17 protein-coding genes are annotated in these 20,170 nt (G+C 62.0%); 9 read left to right on the top strand and 8 right to left on the bottom strand.

Going from position 1 to position 20,170, the window contains the following annotated elements:
- Positions 1–1,302 (bottom strand): carbohydrate ABC transporter permease, encoded by a 1,302-nt coding sequence (locus BS629_RS02065; RefSeq protein ID WP_018247005.1) that lies wholly within the window; start codon positions 1,300–1,302, stop codon positions 1–3.
- A gap of 63 nt (positions 1,303–1,365) precedes the next feature.
- The gene (locus tag BS629_RS02070) at positions 1,366–2,712 is read right to left on the bottom strand and encodes an extracellular solute-binding protein (protein ID WP_018247006.1); all 1,347 of its coding nucleotides are present in this window, start codon (positions 2,710–2,712) and stop codon (positions 1,366–1,368) included.
- Positions 2,713–2,958: 246 nt separating this feature from the next.
- Here BS629_RS02070 and BS629_RS02075 point away from each other — a divergent pair, with 246 nt between their 5' ends.
- Together BS629_RS02075 and BS629_RS02080 are read left to right on the top strand one after the other, a co-directional pair.
- Positions 2,959–3,417 carry a YbaK/EbsC family protein gene (locus BS629_RS02075; RefSeq protein ID WP_003549231.1) on the top strand — a complete coding sequence of 153 codons (459 nt, stop codon included), beginning with the start codon at positions 2,959–2,961 and terminating at the stop codon, positions 3,415–3,417.
- Positions 3,418–3,501: 84 nt separating this feature from the next.
- Complete coding sequence (locus tag BS629_RS02080; protein WP_018247007.1) at positions 3,502–4,497, top strand: Tim44 domain-containing protein; 996 nt, start codon at positions 3,502–3,504, stop codon at positions 4,495–4,497.
- 131 nt (positions 4,498–4,628) lie between these two features.
- Here BS629_RS02080 and BS629_RS02085 read toward each other — a convergent pair whose 3' ends face one another.
- The gene (locus tag BS629_RS02085; protein WP_018247008.1) at positions 4,629–5,660 is read right to left on the bottom strand and encodes a hydroxyacid dehydrogenase; all 1,032 of its coding nucleotides are present in this window, start codon (positions 5,658–5,660) and stop codon (positions 4,629–4,631) included.
- A 276-nt stretch (positions 5,661–5,936) separates the two neighbouring features.
- Here BS629_RS02085 and BS629_RS02090 point away from each other — a divergent pair, with 276 nt between their 5' ends.
- The 7 genes from BS629_RS02090 to cydX all read left to right on the top strand — a co-directional run bounded on the left by BS629_RS02090 (position 5,937) and on the right by cydX (position 13,874).
- Positions 5,937–6,536 (top strand): HupE/UreJ family protein, encoded by a 600-nt coding sequence (locus tag BS629_RS02090; RefSeq protein WP_018247009.1) that lies wholly within the window; start codon positions 5,937–5,939, stop codon positions 6,534–6,536.
- A 281-nt stretch (positions 6,537–6,817) separates the two neighbouring features.
- Entirely contained in the window at positions 6,818–7,396 is a 579-nt protein-coding gene (locus BS629_RS02095; RefSeq protein ID WP_026188818.1) for a GbsR/MarR family transcriptional regulator, read from the top strand.
- Positions 7,397–7,400: 4 nt separating this feature from the next.
- Positions 7,401–9,146 (top strand): thiol reductant ABC exporter subunit CydD, encoded by a 1,746-nt coding sequence (cydD, locus tag BS629_RS02100; RefSeq protein WP_018247011.1) that lies wholly within the window; start codon positions 7,401–7,403, stop codon positions 9,144–9,146.
- On the top strand, positions 9,143–10,834 hold the full coding sequence (locus tag BS629_RS02105; protein ID WP_018247012.1) for an amino acid ABC transporter ATP-binding/permease protein: 1,692 nt from the start codon (positions 9,143–9,145) through the stop codon (positions 10,832–10,834). Before cydD ends, BS629_RS02105 begins: the two co-directional genes overlap by 4 nt.
- Positions 10,835–10,910: 76 nt before the next feature.
- Entirely contained in the window at positions 10,911–12,491 is a 1,581-nt protein-coding gene (locus tag BS629_RS02110) for a cytochrome ubiquinol oxidase subunit I (RefSeq protein ID WP_018247013.1), read from the top strand.
- A gap of 6 nt (positions 12,492–12,497) precedes the next feature.
- Complete coding sequence (gene cydB / locus BS629_RS02115; protein WP_018247014.1) at positions 12,498–13,652, top strand: cytochrome d ubiquinol oxidase subunit II; 1,155 nt, start codon at positions 12,498–12,500, stop codon at positions 13,650–13,652.
- A 99-nt stretch (positions 13,653–13,751) separates the two neighbouring features.
- On the top strand, positions 13,752–13,874 hold the full coding sequence (gene cydX / locus BS629_RS02120) for a cytochrome bd-I oxidase subunit CydX (RefSeq protein ID WP_017957645.1): 123 nt from the start codon (positions 13,752–13,754) through the stop codon (positions 13,872–13,874).
- A 42-nt stretch (positions 13,875–13,916) separates the two neighbouring features.
- On the opposite strand, the gene BS629_RS02125 is transcribed toward cydX, so the two are convergent.
- The 5 genes from BS629_RS02125 to BS629_RS02145 all read right to left on the bottom strand — a co-directional run bounded on the left by BS629_RS02125 (position 13,917) and on the right by BS629_RS02145 (position 20,114).
- On the bottom strand, positions 13,917–15,920 hold the full coding sequence (locus BS629_RS02125; RefSeq protein ID WP_018247015.1) for an aldo/keto reductase: 2,004 nt from the start codon (positions 15,918–15,920) through the stop codon (positions 13,917–13,919).
- Between the two features lie 38 nt (positions 15,921–15,958).
- A complete protein-coding gene (locus BS629_RS02130) occupies positions 15,959–17,041 on the bottom strand; it encodes an ABC transporter ATP-binding protein (protein ID WP_018247016.1) in 1,083 nt (360 codons plus the stop codon).
- 20 nt (positions 17,042–17,061) lie between these two features.
- On the bottom strand, positions 17,062–17,898 hold the full coding sequence (locus tag BS629_RS02135; protein ID WP_018247017.1) for a carbohydrate ABC transporter permease: 837 nt from the start codon (positions 17,896–17,898) through the stop codon (positions 17,062–17,064).
- On the bottom strand, positions 17,895–18,755 hold the full coding sequence (locus BS629_RS02140; RefSeq protein ID WP_018247018.1) for a carbohydrate ABC transporter permease: 861 nt from the start codon (positions 18,753–18,755) through the stop codon (positions 17,895–17,897). Before BS629_RS02140 ends, BS629_RS02135 begins: the two co-directional genes overlap by 4 nt.
- Positions 18,756–18,839: 84 nt before the next feature.
- The gene (locus tag BS629_RS02145; RefSeq protein ID WP_018247019.1) at positions 18,840–20,114 is read right to left on the bottom strand and encodes an extracellular solute-binding protein; all 1,275 of its coding nucleotides are present in this window, start codon (positions 20,112–20,114) and stop codon (positions 18,840–18,842) included.
- Positions 20,115–20,170: the final 56 nt, after the last annotated feature.

Here is a 20,170-nt window from a genome sequence, read left to right on the forward strand (position 1 = left end):
TCAATCCTCGATCAAGGGCTTGGCGACAAGCGTGCCGTAGTTGAAGACGCGCAGATAAAGGAGCGACAGCATGACGCCGATGACGACGAGCACCAGCGCCATGGCGGCACCCAACCCGTATTCGAGATTGCCGGCATAGTTTCTGAGCGCAGTGTGATAGGCGGAGAGCGCCCAGACCTCGGTCGCGTTGCCCGGTCCGCCATTGGTGGCAAGCAGGATTTCATTGAAGGAGGCAAGGAGCGACAAGGTCTGGTAGCAGGTAACGAAGAGGATCGGCCAACGCATCTGCGGCAGGATGATGTAGCGGATCTGCTGCCAGCGCGAAGCGCCGTCGACCTCGCTCGCATAGAACTGGCTCTTCGGAATGGCCTTCATCGCCGAGGAGAAGACCAACATGCCCATCGAGGCGCCGATGAAGCCGTTGATCAGCACGACGAAGAACCATGCGTTATAGGCGTTGTCGAGAAGGTAGTTCTTCGGCGGATAGCCGAACTTGCCCATCAGGATCGAAATGAAGCCGGTATCCCAGGCAAGCCACTTCCATAGCATGACGTAGATGACGACGGGGGTAATGCGCGGTAGGAGCCAGATGCCGCGGAAGATCGAGGCTGGCGTCGGCGGCATGTAATGCGTCCAGATGGCAAGCAGCAGCGCATAGCCGACATTGAACAGCATCAGCACCAGCGCGACGTAGAGCACGGTATTCAAGAGCACGCGCGCCATGTCGGGTGAGGTGGTCATGCGCGCGAAATTGTCGGTCGTCCAAACCCAGCCGGTATAAGTGGCCTTGGCGACCGTTTCCTTCTGCTCAGGTGTCAGTTTGAAACCCAGACCATCCAGCGCCGAAAAGAGTTGTTCCTTGCTGTCGAAGCGGGTGTTGAGGACGGAGCGGTTGAACTGTTCGGAAATCTGCTTGACGTCGCGCGTCGAAGGCCGGTCGGCGAGATCCTTGAGCATGCGCTCGACGTCGCGGCGTGCCGTGAACACCTCACCTGCATGTTTGGCGCGCAATTCCCCAGCAATCCCCGGCGCAAGCCCGAGACCTTCAACGGCCTTGAGGCCCGCCTCGTCGATCGCGTAGCGCGGTTCGGCCATCTCGGCGGCAATGTCTGGTACCGCCGATTTCAGCGCGATCAGGGAATTCGGTGCGATCTGGTAGACACCGCCGGATATGCCGGTCGCCGTCGTCATGCTGGTCATCGAGAAGACCGCCGTCAGAACGACCGGCATCAGGAAGAAGAGGATGATCATGATCGCGGCAGGCGCGATCATCACCAGTCCGAGCGTTCTGGACGATTTCATGGAAGCCCCCTCGTCGCGGACCGACCGGGCGGCGCTGCCGCCGCCCGGAAGAGTGCTTCAATCTTAACGGATGACGATCTTGTCGCCGAGCGTGCTCTTCAGCTCGCTCTCTGCATCACTGACCGCGGCGTCTACGGTCTTGGCGCCGGTCCAGGATGCTTCGAGGTTCTTCCACATGATGTTCCAATATTTGCCGAAATCGGAATTGTTCGGCATGGCATTGGCATGCGGCAGCAGGCGCTCGGTGGCTTCGCGGGTCCAGCGGTCAGCCGAGTAGAAGTCGACCGTCGATTCCGACTTGGAGATGCCGAGATGGGCTGATTTGACCGCATGCAGCGCGTTGGTGCGCGGCTCGGAGGCGATCTTGACCAGCTGGGCGGCGATCTCGGTGTCTTCCTTGTCGTGGCCTGCGGTCAGCAGGTAGACGAGTGGATGGGTCAGCGTGTTGGCCTTGCCGCCTTCGCCGGCGGGGATCAGCGTGAAGATCACGTTGCCGAAGAAGTCCTTCAGGCCTTCCTGGTTGACGAGGCGGGCATAGTGCCAAGTGCCACCATCCCAGATGCCGGCCTTGCCGGTGGCGACTTCCTTCCACCACTGGTCGCCCGGCATGCCGATGTGGTTCTTCTTGGTAACACCGGCCTTCACGGCATCGGCGAAGAACTGATAGGTGCGGGTCATCGCGGCCTTGTCGAAAACGAGCTTGCCGCCTTCTTCCATCGTGCCGCCGAAGCTGGTGTAGAACTGCCAGTAATCAGGGCCGTTGCTGGTGCGCGGATAAAATCCGTAGCCGGCCTGGACGAGGCCCTTGTCCTGCATCTTCTTGGCGTCTTCGAGCAGGTTCTTCATGGTGTACGTGCCGTCCTGGACGCTCTGCGGCAGCGCGTCCAGATCGGCATCGCTGTAACCGATCGCCTTCATGTAAGGCTTCCAGAAGAACATCGGGCGGGATTCAGCGTCCTGCGGGATACCATAGACGGTGCCGTTGTAGGACGCGATCTTCAACAGGTTTTCATAGATGTCGCTGAGCGGCCATGAATCGAGATCGACATAATCCTCGATCGGAACGATCAGTCCGGCCTGCGACCAGGGTGCGATGTCTTCATGGCCGCTGACGACGATATTCGGGGCGGTCTTGGCTTCGGCGGCAAGGGTCAGCGCCTGCTTGAAGTCCTCCCAGGCCGAATAGGGCTTCTTCTCGACAGTGATCTTCAGATCTTCGCCCTTGAGGGCGGCTTCACGCTGCAGCTGCTGGGCTGCGATCTCGATGGCGTCGAGGCGATAGACGTCGTTCGGGCCGGTGCCGCCGGCCCAGACGCTGATGTGAACGTCCTTGGCGAGTGCAATTGCAGAGGTCGACGCCAGGATGGCGGCTGCGACGGCAAAGGATTTCAGTGTCGGCAAAATGGTCATCTTCTTCGTCTCCCTAGAAGAGCAGTGTGAGGCCTCTTGACGGGTCAGCACTGCTGATGATGACCGCTCCGAAACCCCACGAAAACGTGGCGTACCCGCTCTAGGGGTTGAACGTAACGGCCGAATGACAAAATTGAGCACGTGTGCAAAATTATTATGACGATGTCTGCACGACTTGCAAGCGGCGGTTTTCGACGGGCGTCTTTTACGCTTCAAATTGCGCTTTTCCTGGTCTAGCATTGCGCCATGAGCCTTGAATCTGTCCGCGCCTTTCTCAGTGCCCACGCACCCGATATCGAAATCATCGAAACCGCCGAGAGTTCCTCGACGGTGGCACTTGCCGCCGAAGCCCATGGCGTCGAGCCGGCCCAGATCGCCAAGACGATCTGCCTGCGTGTCGGCGAGCAGATGATGCTGGTCGTTGCCGGTGGCACGGCGCGGCTCGACAATCGCAAGTTCAAGGACACGTTCGGAGCCAAGGGGCGCATGCTCGATGCCGAAGAGGTCGTAGCGGTCACCAGCCATCCGGTCGGCGGCGTCTGTCCCTTCGGCCTGCCCTCGCCGCTGCCTATCTATTGCGATATCTCATTGAAACGCTTCGATGAAGTCGTGCCGGCGGCCGGCTCGACGAACTCGGCCGTGCGCATCGAAACCGGACGGCTGGCTGAGCTGACTGGCGCCAGCTGGGTCGACGTCTGCCAGTAACGGAGCTGAAGAGCTTCACACGGAGGAAAGACTACCTATATTAGGTCTCAACATGCCGTGATTGCGCATGACAGGAGATCAGGAATGCCAAGTGCCGTTTCGCGTTTTGCCAAGATCGCGGCAATTGCCGCTCTGACGAGCGCTACCGTTTTTGCTTCCCTTGACGATGCCGAGGCGCGCCGCGCCGGAAGCGGCGGTTTCGGAAGCCGCGGCACGCGCACCTTCCAGGCACCGCCTGTCACCAGCACCGCGCCTGGAACCGCAGCACCGATCGAAAGGTCGATGACGCCACGTCCGCAGACCACCGCGCCTGCTACCGCGCAACAGCCCCTCGGCGCTCAGCGCCCCGGTTTCTTCGGCGGATTCGGCCGTTCGATGATCGGCGGCCTGATTGCCGGCGGCCTTCTCGGCATGCTGCTCGGTCACGGTTTCGGCGGCGGCTTCGGTTTTCTCGGCATGCTGCTGCAGATCGTCTTGATCGGCGGCGCCGTCATGCTCGCCATGCGTTATTTCGCCAACCGCCGCCAGCCTTCCTACGGCGTCGGCGGCCAGAGCCAGTCCTATAACATGTCGCCCACGAACAATTCGTCCTTCCAGATCCCGACGATCGGTTCGGGCGCCGGTTCCGGCCAGCCGTCGCGCGGCAATCGACCGAGCGACGAGATCGGGCTGGCGCAGGCCGATCTCGATCAGTTCGAGGAACTGCTCACCCAAGTGCAGACCGCTTACGGCGCCGAGGATTACGGCACCTTGCGCCGGCTGACGACGCCCGAGGCGATGTCCTATCTTGCCGAGGAACTCGGCGAAAACGCTACCAACGGCGTGCGCAACCGCGTCTCCGACGTCAAGCTGCTGCAGGGCGACATCGCCGAGGCCTGGCGCGAAGACGGCCAGGAATATGCGACGCTCGCTATGCGTTATTCCTCGATCGACGCCATGGTCGAACGCGACAGCGGCCGCGTGGTTTCCGGCGACGACCGCCGCCCGAGCGAAAGCACCGAGGTCTGGACCTTCGTGCGCAGGTCTGGCGCCGATTGGAAGCTTGCGGCGATCCAGGGTGTCGAACAGCGCGCCGCCTAACGCGACGCGCCAAATCAGCATTTTGCTCTAAAGCGCGTCGCAATCTTTCAGATCCGCTCCTCGCGCTTTAGATTCTAATCTTCACGCATGTCGTTATCGCAAAACCGCCGCACACTTTTGCGCGACATGCTTTAATTCACCGCGACCGGTTTGGAACGCATGCGTGAGACTGTTTCGCGTTCCGCCCGCTTGCACCGCATCGGCGGCAGGCCGCGATCCATCAGGTCCATGTCTTCGAGCACCATGTCGCCCATCTTCTTGAAGGCGCTGTCGAGTGCTCCGGCCCGATGCGCCGAGCGGATGAAACCCTTCAGGCTTCGCACCGGATGATCGGGAGGCAGCGGCTCTTGCGGGTAGACGTCGCTCGCCGCGACGATGTGGCCCGAGGAAACGGCCGCCATCAGCGCATCGAAATCGACGACATCGGCGCGGCTGAGGAGGATGAAGGCCGCGCCTTTGCGCATGCTGGCAAAGGCCTCCGTGCTGAGAAATCCCTTGTTTTCGCTGGTGACGGCGGCGACGACGAAGACGAAATCGCTCTTCGTCAGGACGTCCTCCAGGCTCGCCGGCTCGACGCCGTTTTCCTCGAGGATCGAGCGCGGCAGCCAGGGATCGAACACTCTGATACGGGCCCTGAAGCCGGACAGTAACCGGCGCAGCGCCTTGCCAAGATCGCCGAAGCCAACGATGCCGATCTCGGAACCGGCGAGCAGCCGCGCACTCGAATTGCCCTCGCCGCCCCAGAGTTCGGTGCCCTGACGGAAGGCGACGTCCGCATCGACGATGCCGCGCGCCAAGGCCAGTGCGAAGCCGAGGCCGATTTCGGCGACCGGCTCGGCAAAGACCTGGCCTGTCGTCACGACATGGATGCCGCGCTGGAAGAGCACCTCATAGGGCATGTTGTTGAGAAGATTGCTTTCGACATTCAGGATCGAGCGCAAGGCCGGCATACGTCCCAGCGTGTCGGCCGAAAGCGGCGGCTGCCCGATGATGTAGCGCGCCTTGCCGAGGATCTCGTCGCCGAGACTGGCGATGTTCTCGGGATCGGCCTCGACGATCTCATATTTCGCATGCAGTTCGGCGCGCGCGCTGTCGCTGAAGATCAGATCGAGCGTGCGCGGCTCGGGCGCGCTGATCGCCAGCGCCCGTTTGGTATTCGTCATGGCGTCTCCTCCATCACGGCGGTCTGCGCCGTCTCTGCCGGACGATTGATAGCCTCTGTGGGGGACCGTTTCCAGTTCGATCTTGAGTCGCTGGGCGTTGGAAGGAGCTATCGAAAGCGGCATCTGCCTATCAGATAAGCACTTGAATTGGCTTGTATTTCATGGAGTTTTCGTTGACGGCGAGAATTCTTTGAACTAGCGTAATGCGCGCGACTTGGAACCATGCCGGTGTTCGGCCGCCGCAGGATATTCGAAAACTCACGAGGGAATCGAGCAATGAAATCAGCAATCAAGAGCGGCCTGCTTGCCTTGGCTGCCGCAGCGCTTCCAGCCGTCGCCTCCGCCCATCCCGCCATCGGCGAAGCTGCCGGCTTCAGCCATGGCTTTGCCCATCCGATGTCTGGCCTCGATCATGTCCTCGCCATGGTGATGGTCGGTGTTTTCGCATTTCAGCTCGGCGGCCGCGCCACCTGGCTCGTGCCGACGACCTTCGTTCTGGTTATGGCACTCGGTGGTGCTCTCGGCGTTGCCGGCATTGCTGTTCCCTTCGTTGAAACGGGCATCGCGCTTTCCGTCGTCGTCCTCGGCGCCGTCGTTGCGCTCAACGTCAAGGCGCCGCTGGCCGCAGCACTCGGCATCATCGGCCTCTTCGCCATCTTCCACGGTCATGCACATGGCGCCGAAATGCCGGAAAATGCCGCTGGTGTCGCCTATGCTGCCGGCTTCATGGCCGCGACGGCGCTGCTGCATGTCGCCGGTCTCGCCATTGGTTACATCATCGGCCGCGCCGGTGAACGCCAGGGCGTCTTCGTGACGCGCACGGCAGGTGGCATTGCCGCCATTGCCGGCGTCGGCATCCTGGCCGGCTTGATCTGAGCCTGACGGTATTAACTAGGCCGCGGCCTAGACATCGCGAGCCGACAGAAACGCCCGGCATGCGTAACGCACCGCCGGGCGTTTCTGTGTCATCGCTGCAAAGTGCTGTGGACTTGACCCAAGTCAAATCCAGCCACGTCGCACCCGGCTATATCTAGCCAACGATCGACGAAGGGATATCCAAATTGACGCAGGCCTGCCTTGCCGATTGCCGGCGAGACGCGAAAGTCAGTATAGTGATTTCAGAAATTTCTGAAATCACAGACGCAACGGAAATGACCATGAACCTTCCGCCTCTCGTCCAGTCCTTCGTTCTCCATTTCGGCGAAATGGGATCGCGCTGGGGAATCAACCGCACGGTCGGCCAGATCTATGCCCTGCTCTTCGTTTCGCCCGCGCCGGTCTGCGCGGAGGAGATCGCCGAGTCGCTCGGCATCTCGCGTTCCAATGTTTCGATGAGCCTGCGCGAACTGCAGGCCTGGAACCTCGTCATCCTGAAACACAGGCCGGACGATCGTCGCGATTTCTTCACCACGCCGGATGATGTCTGGCACATATTGAGGACGCTTGCCGAAGAGAGAAAGAAGCGTGAAGTCGATCCGACGCTGTCGGTTCTGCGTGAGATCCTGATGCAACGGCCGGCCAGCGAAGCCGAGCGGCATGCGCAGCAACGCATGAGCGAGATGCACACGCTGATCGAGCAGCTGACGCATTGGTATGAGGACGTAAAACAACTTGAAACAGAAAGGCTTGCAACGCTACTCTCGCTAGGCGCGAAAGTGACCAAGCTTCTGGAAGCCAAGGACCGGGTCGTTTCGCTCGGCCGCAGCCGCCGGCCGAATCCTGCGAACAAGAGTTAGCGCCATGGGCACTGCTTTCTTCGACGCGAAGGACAGACAAGCGGCCGAGCCGTTGCCGGACGGCGATACAGTCTCGCCTGTCACCGGCCTAGATGATGCGAAAGGCGGGCTGCGCAGAGCGGCAATGCTGCAGGCGCTGGCCGCCGCCGTCTGGATCCCGCAGGCGGGGTTGTTGGCCGTCTCGGTTGGCCGCATCGCCGATGGCGGCGGATTGCATGACGTCCTCTGGCCAGCCCTCGGCATCCTCGCCCTCGGATTTGCAAGAAGCTGTCTCGACGCGGCTGGCGGCCGCCTGGCCTTTCAAGCCGCCCGCGGCGAGCTCAGCCGCAGGCGGCAGATTGCCGCCGCGGCACTTTCCATGTCGTCGCCCATCGATCGCGGCCGGCCTGCCTCGGGCAAAGCCGCGAGCGTGCTTGGCGAACAGGCCGAACTGATCGTGCCCTATCTTGCCCGTTTCCAGCCGGCGCGCATGAAGGCGAGCCTTGTGCCGCTCGTCATCCTTGCCTTCATCCTTCCAGTCTCCTGGATCGCCGCGCTGGTTTTGCTGTTCGCCGCGCCGCTGATCCCCATCTTCATGGCGCTGATCGGCTGGCGTGCTCAGGCGGCCAGCGAAAAACAGCTCGTCGCCACCGGCGGCCTCAACGGCTTCTTGCTCGATCGACTGCGCGGACTGGCGACCATCCGTGCGCTCGACGCAGTCGATGCAACGGCACTGCGCCTGCGGTCGGAGGCGGAGTCGCTGCGTGTGCGCACCATGGCGGTGCTGAAGATCGCCTTTCTGTCCTCAGCGGTGCTCGAGCTTTTCGCCGCACTCGGCGTGGCGATGATTGCCGTATATGTCGGTTTCAGCCTGCTCGGCGAGATCCGCTTCGGCACTTGGGTGGGCCGGCTCGATCTGACCGAGGGACTGTTCATCCTGCTGCTGGCACCGGCCTTCTTCGAGCCCCTGCGCGAACTCTCGGCTGTCTGGCACGATCGGGCGGCCGGCGAAGCGGCGCTGAAAGCCCTGGACGCCCTCGCTGCCGGCGGCCTGTCCATCCAAGGAACAGCCGAAGTCGCGCCAGCAGCATCTGCCGTCGTCGAAGCGCCGGCCATCCGTCTTGAGAATGTTGATTTCCGTTACAACGCCGCCGAGCCGTTGATCCTTGACGGTTTCAACCTCGATATCGCGACCGGCGAACATCTGGCGCTTCTCGGCGCAAGCGGTTCCGGCAAGTCGACGCTTCTTTCGCTCATATCAGGGCTGACGCCCTGTACCGGCGGACGCATCGTCATCGGCGGCATGGAACTTGCGGATGACACCGCTGCCGCCTTGCGGGCCAGCATGGCATGGATCGGCCAGAGACCGCATATTTTCGCAGGCACCATCGCCGGCAATATCGCGCTCGGCAGGCCCGGTATCTCAAGCGGCGACGTGACGGATGCGCTCGGCGCCGCCAGGCTCGGAAAGGTCGCCGCCGCCTATGGCAACCGGCCGCTTGGCGAAGGCGGGATCGGGCTTTCCGGCGGCGAGGCGCTACGGCTTGCGATCGCGCGGGCCGCCTGCAACCCGCGTCTCCGGATCATCCTGGCCGACGAGCCGACGGCGCATCTCGACGCCGCCACAGCCGCCGAGGTTGCCGAGAGCCTGCTTTCGCTCTCCAGGGGCCGTACTTTGATCGTTGCGACTCACGATCCGCTGCTTGCCGCCCGCATGCATCGCGCCGTGCGCGTCGATGCAGACATCGTCATGAGGGAGGCCGCCGAATGAGCGGATTTGCTGCAGACCTCAAGCCGATCCTGCGTCTGTTCCTTGCCGAGCGCCGGCGTGCGCTGCTGCTCGGCGCAGCCCTTTCGGCGGCGACGGTGACAGCTGGCATCGCCCTGCTCGGCCTGTCCGGCTGGTTCATCACCGCCACCTCGCTCGCCGGCCTTTCGGCCGCTGTCGCCATCACCTTCGACGTCTTTGCGCCGTCAGCCGGCATCCGCCTTCTCGCCATTGTCCGCACAGTCGCACGCTACGGCGAAAGGCTTGCGACCCATGATGCAACGCTCGGCGTGCTCGCCGCCCTGCGCGAAAGGCTGTTTCGCGGCTTTGCCGAACCGAGTGCTGCCCGCGCGCTAGCACACCGTCCCGCACGGCTGCTCTTCCGTCTGACGGCCGATATCGATGCGCTCGATTCCCTCTACCTGCGCATCCTCGTGCCGGCTGCTGTCGCGATCGGTGCAGCACTGGCGGCAAGCCTCGTGCTGGGGCTGATCCATCCCTTGTTCGGCCTGTGCTTCGGCCTTTTTCTCGCCGGTGCCGGCCTTGGCCTGCCGTTGATTGCCGGCCGGGTGGCGCGCAAACATGCCCGCCAACGCGCCCATGGCATCGAGGCGCTGCGGTCGCGGACGATCGATCTCGTCGCCGGCCAGACCGATCTGCTGATGGCCGGCCGGCTTGCGGCGCAGAGCAAGGCGATTGCCGCGGCCGATCGTTACGCCGCCCGCGCCGACGACCGGTTGAACCGCGTCGAGACCCGCCTGACATTCGGCTTCGGCCTTGTCTCCACCGTGCTGCTCACAGCATCGCTGCTTGCCGTTGCGGTACTTGCGGAAACGAAGGTGATTACCGCTCCTGTCGCCGCACTCGGCCTGCTTGTCGCCTTTGCGGCAGTCGAACCCTTCGCTGCGCTGCGCCGCGGTGCCCTGGAACTCGGCAGGACGCTGCTTGCGGCAAGGCGTATCGCGCCGCGGCTTGCCGTCGCGGCGGCACCTGAAGCATTGGTGGCGCCATTGCCGGGATGCGCTTTTTCGCTGGCGAAGGTATCAGCCTTGCATGAAAACTCTGCCGTGCCGGCGCTCCAGGGCATCGAGCTCGCGCTTGCACAAGGCGAACACCTGGCCATCATCGGCAGCAGCGGCGCCGGCAAGTCGAGCCTGCTAGCCGTCCTTGCCGGCGAATTGCCGGCAAGGACGGGAAGTGTTGCCGCGATGGCGACGACCTTGCTGACGCAACGGACGGAGCTCTTCGAAGACAGCCTGCGCGGCAACCTCTGTCTCGCGAACCCCAATGCAAGTGAGGCCTGCCTTCGCGAAGCGCTCGCTGCTGCCGGCCTGCTTGCCGATATTGAGGCCATGCCGGGGGGCATCGATACGCCGCTCGGCGAAGGCGGGCTCGGCCTTTCCGGTGGCCAGTCGCGCCGGCTGGCGCTTGCCCGGCTCTTCCTGCGCGACACGCCACTCTGGCTGCTCGATGAGCCGACAGAGGGCCTTGACGGCGTCACCGCCCGCGACGTGCTCCGCCGTCTCTCGGCAATGGCGGCGGGCCGCTCGCTGCTGATCGCCACGCATATCCGCCGCGAGGCTGCGATCGCAGACCGCATCGCGGTCATCGAAGGCGGTCGCATCACAGAAATTTCGCGCCGCGGCGAGGCGGCGTTCGAAAAGGCGCTCGACCTGCTTCGCCCGGACTGAGCAAGACTGCATGCCCTCACGCGCCGGTCGGCGCTGAGGAACGCCCTGTACCGCGTGGGACCGTGGGAGAAAGACAATGGAACTAGATATCGTAGCACTTTCGCGCTTCCAATTTGCGCTGACGGCGCTTTACCACTTCCTGTTCGTGCCCTTGACGCTCGGCCTGTCCGTGCTCTTGGCGATCATGGAAACCGTCTATGTCATGACCGGCCGCCAGATCTGGCGACAGATGACGAAATTCTGGGGCACGTTGTTCGGCATCAATTTCGTGATCGGCGTCGCCACCGGCATCGTCATGGAGTTCCAGTTCGGTATGAACTGGAGCTATTACAGCTATTATGTCGGCGACATCTTCGGTGCGCCGCTGGCGATCGAAGGGCTGATGGCCTTCTTCCTCGAGGCGACCTTCGTCGGGCTGTTCTTCTTCGGCTGGGACAAACTGTCGAAGGTCGGCCATCTGGTCGCCACCTGGGCTGTGGCGCTCGGCTCGAACTTCTCAGCGCTGTGGATCCTGATTGCCAATGGCTGGATGCAGAACCCGGTAGGATCGGCGCTCAATCCGCAAACGATGCGCATGGAGATCACAAGCTTCTTCGATGTGGTCTTCAACCCGGTGGCCCAGGCGAAATTCGTCCATACGGTATCGGCAGGTTACGTCTGCGCTTCGATCTTCGTGCTCGGCGTCTCGGCCTGGTATATAATCAAGGGCCGGCATATCGAACTTGCCAAGCGTTCGATGACGGTCGCCGCCTCCTTCGGCCTCGCTTCGGCGCTTTCGGTCGTCGTCCTTGGCGATGAGAGCGGTTATCTCGCGACCGAGAACCAGAAGATGAAGCTCGCGGCAATCGAGGGCATGTGGAAGACGGAACCGGCGCCGGCGGCCTTCACCGCCTTCGGCTTCCCCGACCAGGAAGCCCGCGAAACGCATTTTGCCGTGCACATTCCCTGGGTCATGGGCCTCATCGGCACGCGGTCGCTGACGACCGAAATCCCCGGCATCGACAAGCTCGAACAGCAGGCCGAAACCCGGATCCGCGATGGCATCAAGGCTTACGACGCGTTGATGCAGATCCGTTCGGCACCGGCGCAGGATCAGGTTGCGCAGGAAGTGCGCAGCTCCTTCGAGGATCTCGGCCATGATCTTGGTTATGCTCTTCTTCTGAAGCGCTACGTCGACGATCCTCGCCAGGCGACCGACGAGCAGATCGTTCAGGCCGCGCGCGATACCATCCCGCACGTGCCGACGCTCTTCTGGTCCTTCCGCATCATGGTCGGCCTCGGTATCTTCTTCATCCTGCTGACCGCCACCTTCTTCTGGCTGTCGGCGCGCCGCCATCTCGACAAATATCCGTTGCTTCTGAAGATTGCCGTGCTGGCGATCCCCCTGCCCTGGGTTGCCATTGAACTCGGCTGGGTCGTCGCCGAATTCGGCCGCCAGCCCTGGGTGATCGAAGGCGTGTTGCCGACGGCCGCGGCCGTCTCCAGCCTCGGCGCCGGCACCGTGCTTCTGACCATCATCGGTTTTGCGGCGCTCTACACGACGCTGATCGTCATCGAGATGGGCCTGATGATCAAGGCAATCAAGCAAGGACCGGAGCCGGACGACGAGCCGGAAGCGGTTCTGATTTCCGAAACCCTCGTCTCGGCCGCGGAGTGACCTGCCATGATCCTTCACGAACTCATCGACTATGAAACCCTGCGTCTCATCTGGTGGCTGCTGCTCGGCGTGCTGCTGATCGCCTTTGCGACAACAGGCGGTTTCGATCTCGGCGTCGGCACCCTTCTGCCTTTCGTTGCCCGGACCGATACGGAACGGCGCGTGGCGATCAACACCATCGGCGCCACCTGGGAGGGCAATCAGGTCTGGCTGATCCTCGGCGGCGGCGCCATCTTTGCCGCCTGGCCGCCGCTCTATGCTGTGTCCTTCTCGGGCTTCTATCTGGCGATGTTCGCGATCCTCTTCGCGCTCATCCTGCGCCCAGTCGGCTTCAAATATCGTTCGAAGCGGGAAAGCGCCAGCTGGCGGAGCGGCTGGGACTGGGCGCTGTTCGTCGGCGGTTTCGTGCCGTCGCTGATCTTCGGCGTCGCAGTCGGCAACGTGCTACAGGGCGTGCCCTTCCGCTTTGCCGACGATATGCGGATCTTCTACGAGGGCTCGTTCTTCGCCCTGCTCAACCCCTATGCTCTGCTCTGCGGCCTGCTTTCACTAGCCATGCTGACGGTGCATGGTGCGGCCTGGCTGGTGTTGAAGTCGAGTGGCCCGGTCGCAGTGCGTGCCAGAACCTATGGCAGCATCGCCGCCCTTGCCGTTATCGTGCTTTTCGCACTCGGCGGCCTCTTCCTGTGGATCGGTGTCGGTGGCTATCGCATCACCAGCGATATTAGCCCGATCGGTCCCTCCAATCCGCTGCTGAAGACCGTGGCGCTGGAGAAAGGCGCGTGGCTTACCAACTACGCCGCTCATTCCTGGATGATCATCGCGCCCGTCCTCGGCTTCGTCGGCGCGGCGCTGGCGTTCATCGCCATGCGGGTAAGGCGCGAAGTCATGACACTGCTCTTCAGCAAGGTGGCGATCTTTGGCATCATCTCGACGGTCGGCCTGTCGATGTTCCCGTTCATCCTGCCCTCCTCGCTTGATCCGCGATCGAGCCTGACGGTCTGGGATGCGTCCTCCAGCCAAATGACGCTGTTCATCATGCTGGTGGTGACGGTGATCTTCCTGCCGATCATCTTCGCCTACACAGCCTGGGTCTACAAGGTTCTGTGGGGCAAGGTCGATGAGAAGTCGATCACCGACAAGAACAGCCACGCTTACTAGAGCGATTCAGGAGAACCGCTCTAACCTTTTGTTTTTACGCAATTCCGGACGGAAAACCGCTTCGCATTTTCCTGGAATTGCTCTGAGGGAGACCAAACGATGTGGTATTTTGCATGGATCCTCGGCCTGCCGTTGGCCGCGGCTTTCGCCGTTCTCAACGCCATGTGGTATGAGCTGATGGACGACGCGGCCAGGAAGAAAGCTTCCGAGCCGCGCAAGTAGAAAAGCCAAGGGCGCGGTTCAAACCGCGCCCTCTCTATTGCGTCAGCCTTCCAGCCACTTCACCTGATCGGGCGTCAGCTTGATGTCGAGCGCCGAGAGACTGTCTTCCAACTCGGCGACGGTGCGCGGCCCGATCAGTGGAATGACCGGGAAAGGCTGGGCGATCACATAGGCAAGCGCGATATGGATCGGATTGCGGCCGAGTTTGCTGGCAAGCTCGATGGCGCGGTCGCGACGTCCGAAGTTGCGCTCGGAATACCAGACCCGCACGATTTCCTCATCATCCCGCTTGTCGCGGCCGGCACGATCGGTAAAGAAGCCGCGACCCTGGCTCGACCAGGCGAAGTTCGGGATCTGCTTGTCGTTCAGCCACTTTTTCCAGTCGTCATCGGAAGCGGCAACGCAGCCGGCCCAGATCGGGTCGAGCATCTCGGCGAGCGAGAAGTTGTTGGACAGCGCTGCCGGCGCCGTCTTGCCGGTCTTTTCGGCATAGGCGATCGCTTCGTCGAAGCGCGCCCGCGTCCAGTTCGAACCACCGAATATGCCGCGGATGCGTCCGCGCTTGACCTCGGCATCCATGGCATCGACGAACTCGCCGACGGGCACGTCGGTGTTGTCGCGATGCATGAAATAGATGTCGACATAGTCGGTCTTCAGCCGGGAAAGCGACTGGTCGAGCTGCTTTGCGATCATATCGGGATAGCAGAGCGGCGAATGCGCGCCCTTGCCGATCAGCACGATCTCCTCGCGCGGCACCATGCGGCTCGTGTGCCAGTCGCCGAAGATCGCTTCCGTCTTGCCACCGCCATAGACATAGGCCGTGTCAAAGGCATTGCCGCCGGCCTCGTAGAAGGCGTCGAGCGTCAGCGAGGCAGAGGCGAAGTTCGGAAAGAACTCGAAGCCGAGGGTCACGACCGAGGCCGGCTTGGAAATGCCGGGAATTTCACGCTGCGGAACGCTGTTGCCGCGCGCGATCGCGCCGCCGGCAATGTTTGCCGTGCGTTTGCTGGCTTTTTCCACGCCGTATTCGAGGCCGACCGAGGCACGCCACTGGTCGAGCACCCGCAGGTTTCCGATCGAATCTGCCCAGCTCATGCCTGGAGAGCTGAATTCGGTCTTGCCGGCACGGATGGCGTCGCCTGCCGCGTCCGCCTCAAAGGAATAGAGCCAGCGATCCTCCCTGAGTTCGACGGTTTCTCGGCTGCCGCCCTTGAAGATCTCGATCTTGCCGACGCCGCCCTTGTGGCCGGAGGCAAACCAGAAGTCCTGGACCTCGATCCGGCCCTCGGAGCCGATGATGCGCAACACATTGTCCTGCTGCGCCATGATCGAGCAGGAGACTTCGGCGATGATTTCGTTCGGGAACTTGAGCACGGCAGATGCCCATTCATCGACGCCGCTCTGGCCGAGATGGGCGACGCCCGAGACCTTCTCCGGTTCGAGGAAGGCCTTGCCCTCTGCGGCGCCGGCAATCAGTCTGGCCATCGAGACCGGATAACCGCCGACATCGAGAATGCCGCCGCCGGCGGTGTCGTTGGCGAAAAGCCGATGTTCCGGCTTGTAGCTGCCCATATTGAAGCCGAAGCTCGAGCGGATGATGCGAACGGTGCCGATGACGCCGCTTTTGACGAGTTCGACCAGTTTCTCCGTCTGCGGATGCACGCGGTACATGAAGGCTTCCCCGGCAAAGACGCCGGCTTTTTTCGCCTCGTAATAAACGGCTTCGGCATCATAGGCCGAGAGTGCGATCGGCTTTTCCACCAGGATGTGCTTGCCGGCACGTGCCGCCTTGATCGCCCATTCGGCGTGGCCGGTATGGGGCACGGAGATATAGACAGCATCAACCTCGGGGTCGGAAAGCAGCGCCTCGTAGCCATTGACGATGCGGGCGCCGGGGAAGTTTTCGGCAAGGCCCGGCTTTGCCGGATTGCGGGTAGCGATCGCCACCAGCTTCCCCGTGCGAGAATGGGCGACGCCATCGGCAAAGGTGCGGGCGATGGTGCCGGGGCCGATGATGCCCCACCGGATCGGTTGATCTGAAGTCATGGAAAATCCTCTTTCGTCTTTCTGTCCTGGGATTTGGTTCAGCGAAGCCGTTTACCGGCGCCGTCGAAAAGGAATGTGCGATTGGCGGGAAGGCCGACTGTCAGCGTCTCGCGATTGCCGGCGACGCGCGATTCCGGCCGCTCGATGATCAGTTGCTCGGGACCGATGGTGGCGTAGATGTAGCTGGTATTGCCGAGGTGTTCGGCGACGTCGATGGTGACGGTGAGGTCGGCATCGCCCATGCCCGCATCGACGAAATGTTCGGGACGGATGCCGAGCGTCACCTTTGCGCCGGCTTCGATCGGAACGGCGACAGGCAGCGGCAGGCGCGTATTGGCGTCACTTTCCAGGGCGATCACCACCCGACCCGGCTGCGTCTCAACCACCACGGCCTTCAGGAAATTCATCTTCGGCGAACCGACGAAACCGGCGACGAACTGGTTTGCGGGATCGTCGTACAGATCGAGCGGCGCGCCGATCTGCTCGATATTGCCGGCGCGCAGCACGACGATCCTGTCGGCGAGTGTCATCGCTTCCGTCTGGTCGTGGGTGACGTAGATCATCGTCGTGCCGAGCTGCTTGTGCAGTCTTGATATTTCGACGCGCATCTGCACGCGCAGTTCCGCATCGAGGTTCGACAAAGGTTCGTCGAACAGGAAGACTTGGGGTTCGCGGACGATGGCGCGACCGATGGCGACGCGCTGGCGCTGGCCGCCGGAAAGCTGCTTCGGTCGCCGCTTCATCAACTCGGTGATCTGCAGGATCTCGGCGACATGGCGCACGCGCCGCTCGGTATCGGCCTTCGGATTGCCGTTCATGCGCAGGCCGAAGCTCAAATTTTCCTCGACGGTCAGGTGCGGATAGAGCGCATAGGACTGGAAGACCATGGCGATGCCGCGATCAGCCGGCTCGACGTCGTTGACCACCCTGCCGCCGATCTGAAGTTCGCCTGATGTAATGTCCTCGAGGCCGGCGATCATCCTGAGCAGCGTGGACTTGCCGCAGCCGGAGGGGCCGACGAAGACGACGAATTCGCCGTCCTTCACCTCCAGATTGGCGCCGTGGATGATCTCAAAGCCGCCGAAGCGCTTGACGATATTGCTGAGTGAAAGCTCTGCCATGCGGCCTCCCTATTGTTCGATTATTTGATTGCGCCGGCCGCGATGCCGGCGATGAAATGGCGCTGGAGAGCCACGAAGACGACAAGGATCGGCGCCGTCAGCAGCACCGCGCCGGCCATGATGCCGCCCCAGGAGACCTTGGTGAGGCCGATCAGCGTTCCCAGTGCCACCGGCGCCGTCATCATTCCCGGTTTGGAATTGATCAGCAGCGGCCAGAGATAGTTGTTCCACGAGGCGAGGAACAGGATGATCGCCAGTGCCGCCATGGTCGGACGCGCCAGCGGCAGGGCGATGCGCAGGAAGATCTGCCATTCCTTGACGCCCTCGACCCGGGCGGCATCAAAGAGCTCGCCTGGCATCATCGAGAAGGATTGCCGCATGAACAGCACCCCGAGCGAATTGAACAGCGGTGGCACGATCAGCGCCACCCAGGTGTTTGCCAGCTTGAATTCGCGTGCCACCATGATGAATTGCGGGATCACCACCACCGAAAACGGCAGCGTGATCGTACCGAGGATGATGGCGATGACGATGGAGCGGCCGACGAAACGGTACCGCGCCAGCGCCCAGCCCGCCATCGAGGTCAGCAGTACCGACAGGACCGTATAGATGAGCGCGACGCCGACGGAGATCACCATGGCGCCGATGAAATCGGTATCGGCCTGCAGGTTCTTGAAATTCTCGACGAAGTTGGTCGATGGCCAGAGCACGATGTCAGGGCTGAAGATGCCGTTGTCGGGCATCGTCGAGAAGACGAACATCATCCAGAGCGGAAACAGCCAGATTATCGCAAGCGGCGCCAGTGCGGCATGCAGCGCGATCTGACGCAGCAGAAGGGATTGCGATTTGGATCTCATTTCGGATCCCTCCCGACCCAGAGATTGAGAAGCGAAATCGCCACGGCAAGGGCAGCCATCGTATAGGCGATCGCCGAGGCATAGCCGAAGTTCAGCGAGGTGAAGCCTTGGCGATAAAGTAGCAGGCCGAGCGTCTCGGTGCCGCCGCCGGGACCGCCACGATTGGTGATCAGGAAGGGCTCGGTGAAGAGCTGCATGGTGCCGATCACCGAAAGAACCACGCAGAAGAGGATGATCGGCTTCAGAAGCGGCAGGGTGATATGAAAGAATTGCTGTACCTTGCTCACCCGGTCGAGTGTCGCTGCCTCATAGACATCGTCGGGAATCGACTGCAGACCGGCGAGGATGATGATGGCGTTGTAGCCAGCCCAGCGCCATGTGACGGCGAGAATGATCAGCGCCATGGCGGCATTCGCATTGTCGAACCAGGAGACCGGGCTCAGACCGACGGCTGAAATCAGCTTGTTGATGATACCGAAATCGAGGCTGAACATCAGCCGGAAGACGGCAGCATAGGCGACCTCGCCGACGACGACAGGCGCAAAGAAGGCGAAGCGGAAGAGCGGTCGCGCTTTCAGCAGCGGCGAATTGAGCATTACCGCCATGACCGTCGCGAGTGCGATCATCACCGGTACCTGAATCAGCAGGATGATCAGCGTATTGTAAAGAGCATTGTAAAAGGCCGGGTCATAGAAGAGCCGGCCCCAATTGGCCTGGAAACTGAATTTCCACGGATTGATTCGGGTGTTCTGAAACGAAATCAGGAACGAATTGATGATCGGCCAGACCCAGAAGGTGGCAAAGACCAGCAGATAGGGGGCGAGGAACGCATAGGCGCTCCGGGTTCTGAACGGCATCAAGCCCTCCTCCTCACGAACGAATGACCGGTCGCTTTGCAAACCGGGGGAAAGCCGGGCGCCTGAAGCGCCCGGCATCGTCATTCATTGCGCGATAGGGAGGCCGGTCGCCGAAGCAATCTGCTTGGCGGCGTCGTCGAGAGCCGCCTTCGCATCGGGATAGCCGCCAGCGAAGAACTTCGTCTGCGTTGCCTTGAAGATGGCTTCCGCATCGCTCTGGAAGGCGGTGCCGCGGCTCGGTACGATCTTCGGCAGTGTCGCCAGAATATCGGCCCAGACCTTCTGGCCGCCCCAATAGGGTTGCGGCTCATTGACGAAGGGATCCTTCTCGGCCGAAAGCAGCGACGGAACCAGACCGAACTCCTTCAGCATGGTGATCTGACCCTCATCCGTGCCGAGGGCGTAATTGACGAATTTCCAGGCGGCTTCCTTGTTCGCGGATGTCGCCGAAATGGCGAGCGACGAACCGCCGAGATTGGCCGCATGCGGGCCATCGGCGGTCAGACTCGGCATTCTGTAGACGCCCCACTTGCCCTTGAGATCGGGAGAGGTCGAGCGCACGGTGCCCTCATACCAGCCGCCATATAGCTGGCTTGCGGCCTTGCCGGCGGTATTGGCCTGGATCTTTTCGTCCCAGTTGGCCGACGTCAGCGTCCCGGCATCCTTCATCTCCTTCACCTTTTGCAGCGAGGCGACGCAGGCCGGCTGGTTGATGGTGATGTTCTGACCGTCGGTCGAATAATAGCCGCAGCCCTGTTCGTTGGCGATCATGCGAAACCATTCGCTGTCGCCGTTGAAGTCGGCCTGCGCCATGACGACGCCGGGATTGGCGGCGGAAATCTTTTTGCCGGCAGCGATGAAATCGTCCCAGGTGCTGATCGTGCTCGGATCGACGCCGGCCTTTTCGTACAGATCGCGGCGGTAGAAGACGGCGACGGGACCGGAATCCCACGGCATGGCATAGGCGACATCGCCGACTTCAAGCTCGGTGCGCTTGAAATCAGGGAATTTCGCCTGGATATCGGCCGTATAGCCGAGCTCCTTCAGATTGGCGAAGCAATCCGGGAAACGGCTCCAGAAGATTTCAGCCTCGAAATTCTCGATGCTGACGATGTCGGGCAAGCCGTCGCCACCGGCAGCGCAGGCAGCGAGCGTCTTGTCGAAGACCTGGCTGTTGCCGAGGTCCTCGACGGTGATCTTGATATCGGGAAACTGCTTGTTGAAGCCTGGAAGCGTGGACTTCAATGCCGATGCAGCGACATTCCAGCTCCAGATGGTGAGATTGGCCGACTGCGCGAATGCGGAGCCGGAAGCAAGCACTGCGACAGCTGCGGTCGCAGCGAGAAGTTTGAAGCGCATTGAAAATCCTCCCTTTTCAATTGCCGATCTTTCACGAACGCGGTTAGACTATCTGT

Origin of the sequence: Rhizobium leguminosarum bv. viciae USDA 2370, assembly GCF_002008365.1 — a bacterium.
Taxonomy (GTDB): domain Bacteria; phylum Pseudomonadota; class Alphaproteobacteria; order Rhizobiales; family Rhizobiaceae; genus Rhizobium; species Rhizobium leguminosarum.

Excerpts from the sequence above, each read along its gene's own strand:
- BS629_RS02065 (WP_018247005.1), bottom strand. The coding sequence starts at position 1,302 with ATGAAATCGTCCAGAACGCTCGGACTGGTGATGATCGCGCCTGCCGCG.
- BS629_RS02070 (WP_018247006.1), bottom strand. The coding sequence starts at position 2,712 with ATGACCATTTTGCCGACACTGAAATCCTTTGCCGTCGCAGCCGCCATC.
- BS629_RS02075 (WP_003549231.1), top strand. The coding sequence starts at position 2,959 with ATGAGCCTTGAATCTGTCCGCGCCTTTCTCAGTGCCCACGCACCCGAT.
- BS629_RS02080 (WP_018247007.1), top strand. The coding sequence starts at position 3,502 with ATGCCAAGTGCCGTTTCGCGTTTTGCCAAGATCGCGGCAATTGCCGCT.
- BS629_RS02085 (WP_018247008.1), bottom strand. The coding sequence starts at position 5,660 with ATGACGAATACCAAACGGGCGCTGGCGATCAGCGCGCCCGAGCCGCGC.
- BS629_RS02090 (WP_018247009.1), top strand. The coding sequence starts at position 5,937 with ATGAAATCAGCAATCAAGAGCGGCCTGCTTGCCTTGGCTGCCGCAGCG.
- BS629_RS02095 (WP_026188818.1), top strand. The coding sequence starts at position 6,818 with ATGAACCTTCCGCCTCTCGTCCAGTCCTTCGTTCTCCATTTCGGCGAA.
- cydD (WP_018247011.1), top strand. The coding sequence starts at position 7,401 with ATGGGCACTGCTTTCTTCGACGCGAAGGACAGACAAGCGGCCGAGCCG.
- BS629_RS02105 (WP_018247012.1), top strand. The coding sequence starts at position 9,143 with ATGAGCGGATTTGCTGCAGACCTCAAGCCGATCCTGCGTCTGTTCCTT.
- BS629_RS02110 (WP_018247013.1), top strand. The coding sequence starts at position 10,911 with ATGGAACTAGATATCGTAGCACTTTCGCGCTTCCAATTTGCGCTGACG.
- cydB (WP_018247014.1), top strand. The coding sequence starts at position 12,498 with ATGATCCTTCACGAACTCATCGACTATGAAACCCTGCGTCTCATCTGG.
- cydX (WP_017957645.1), top strand. The coding sequence starts at position 13,752 with ATGTGGTATTTTGCATGGATCCTCGGCCTGCCGTTGGCCGCGGCTTTC.
- BS629_RS02125 (WP_018247015.1), bottom strand. The coding sequence starts at position 15,920 with ATGACTTCAGATCAACCGATCCGGTGGGGCATCATCGGCCCCGGCACC.
- BS629_RS02130 (WP_018247016.1), bottom strand. The coding sequence starts at position 17,041 with ATGGCAGAGCTTTCACTCAGCAATATCGTCAAGCGCTTCGGCGGCTTT.
- BS629_RS02135 (WP_018247017.1), bottom strand. The coding sequence starts at position 17,898 with ATGAGATCCAAATCGCAATCCCTTCTGCTGCGTCAGATCGCGCTGCAT.
- BS629_RS02140 (WP_018247018.1), bottom strand. The coding sequence starts at position 18,755 with ATGCCGTTCAGAACCCGGAGCGCCTATGCGTTCCTCGCCCCCTATCTG.
- BS629_RS02145 (WP_018247019.1), bottom strand. The coding sequence starts at position 20,114 with ATGCGCTTCAAACTTCTCGCTGCGACCGCAGCTGTCGCAGTGCTTGCT.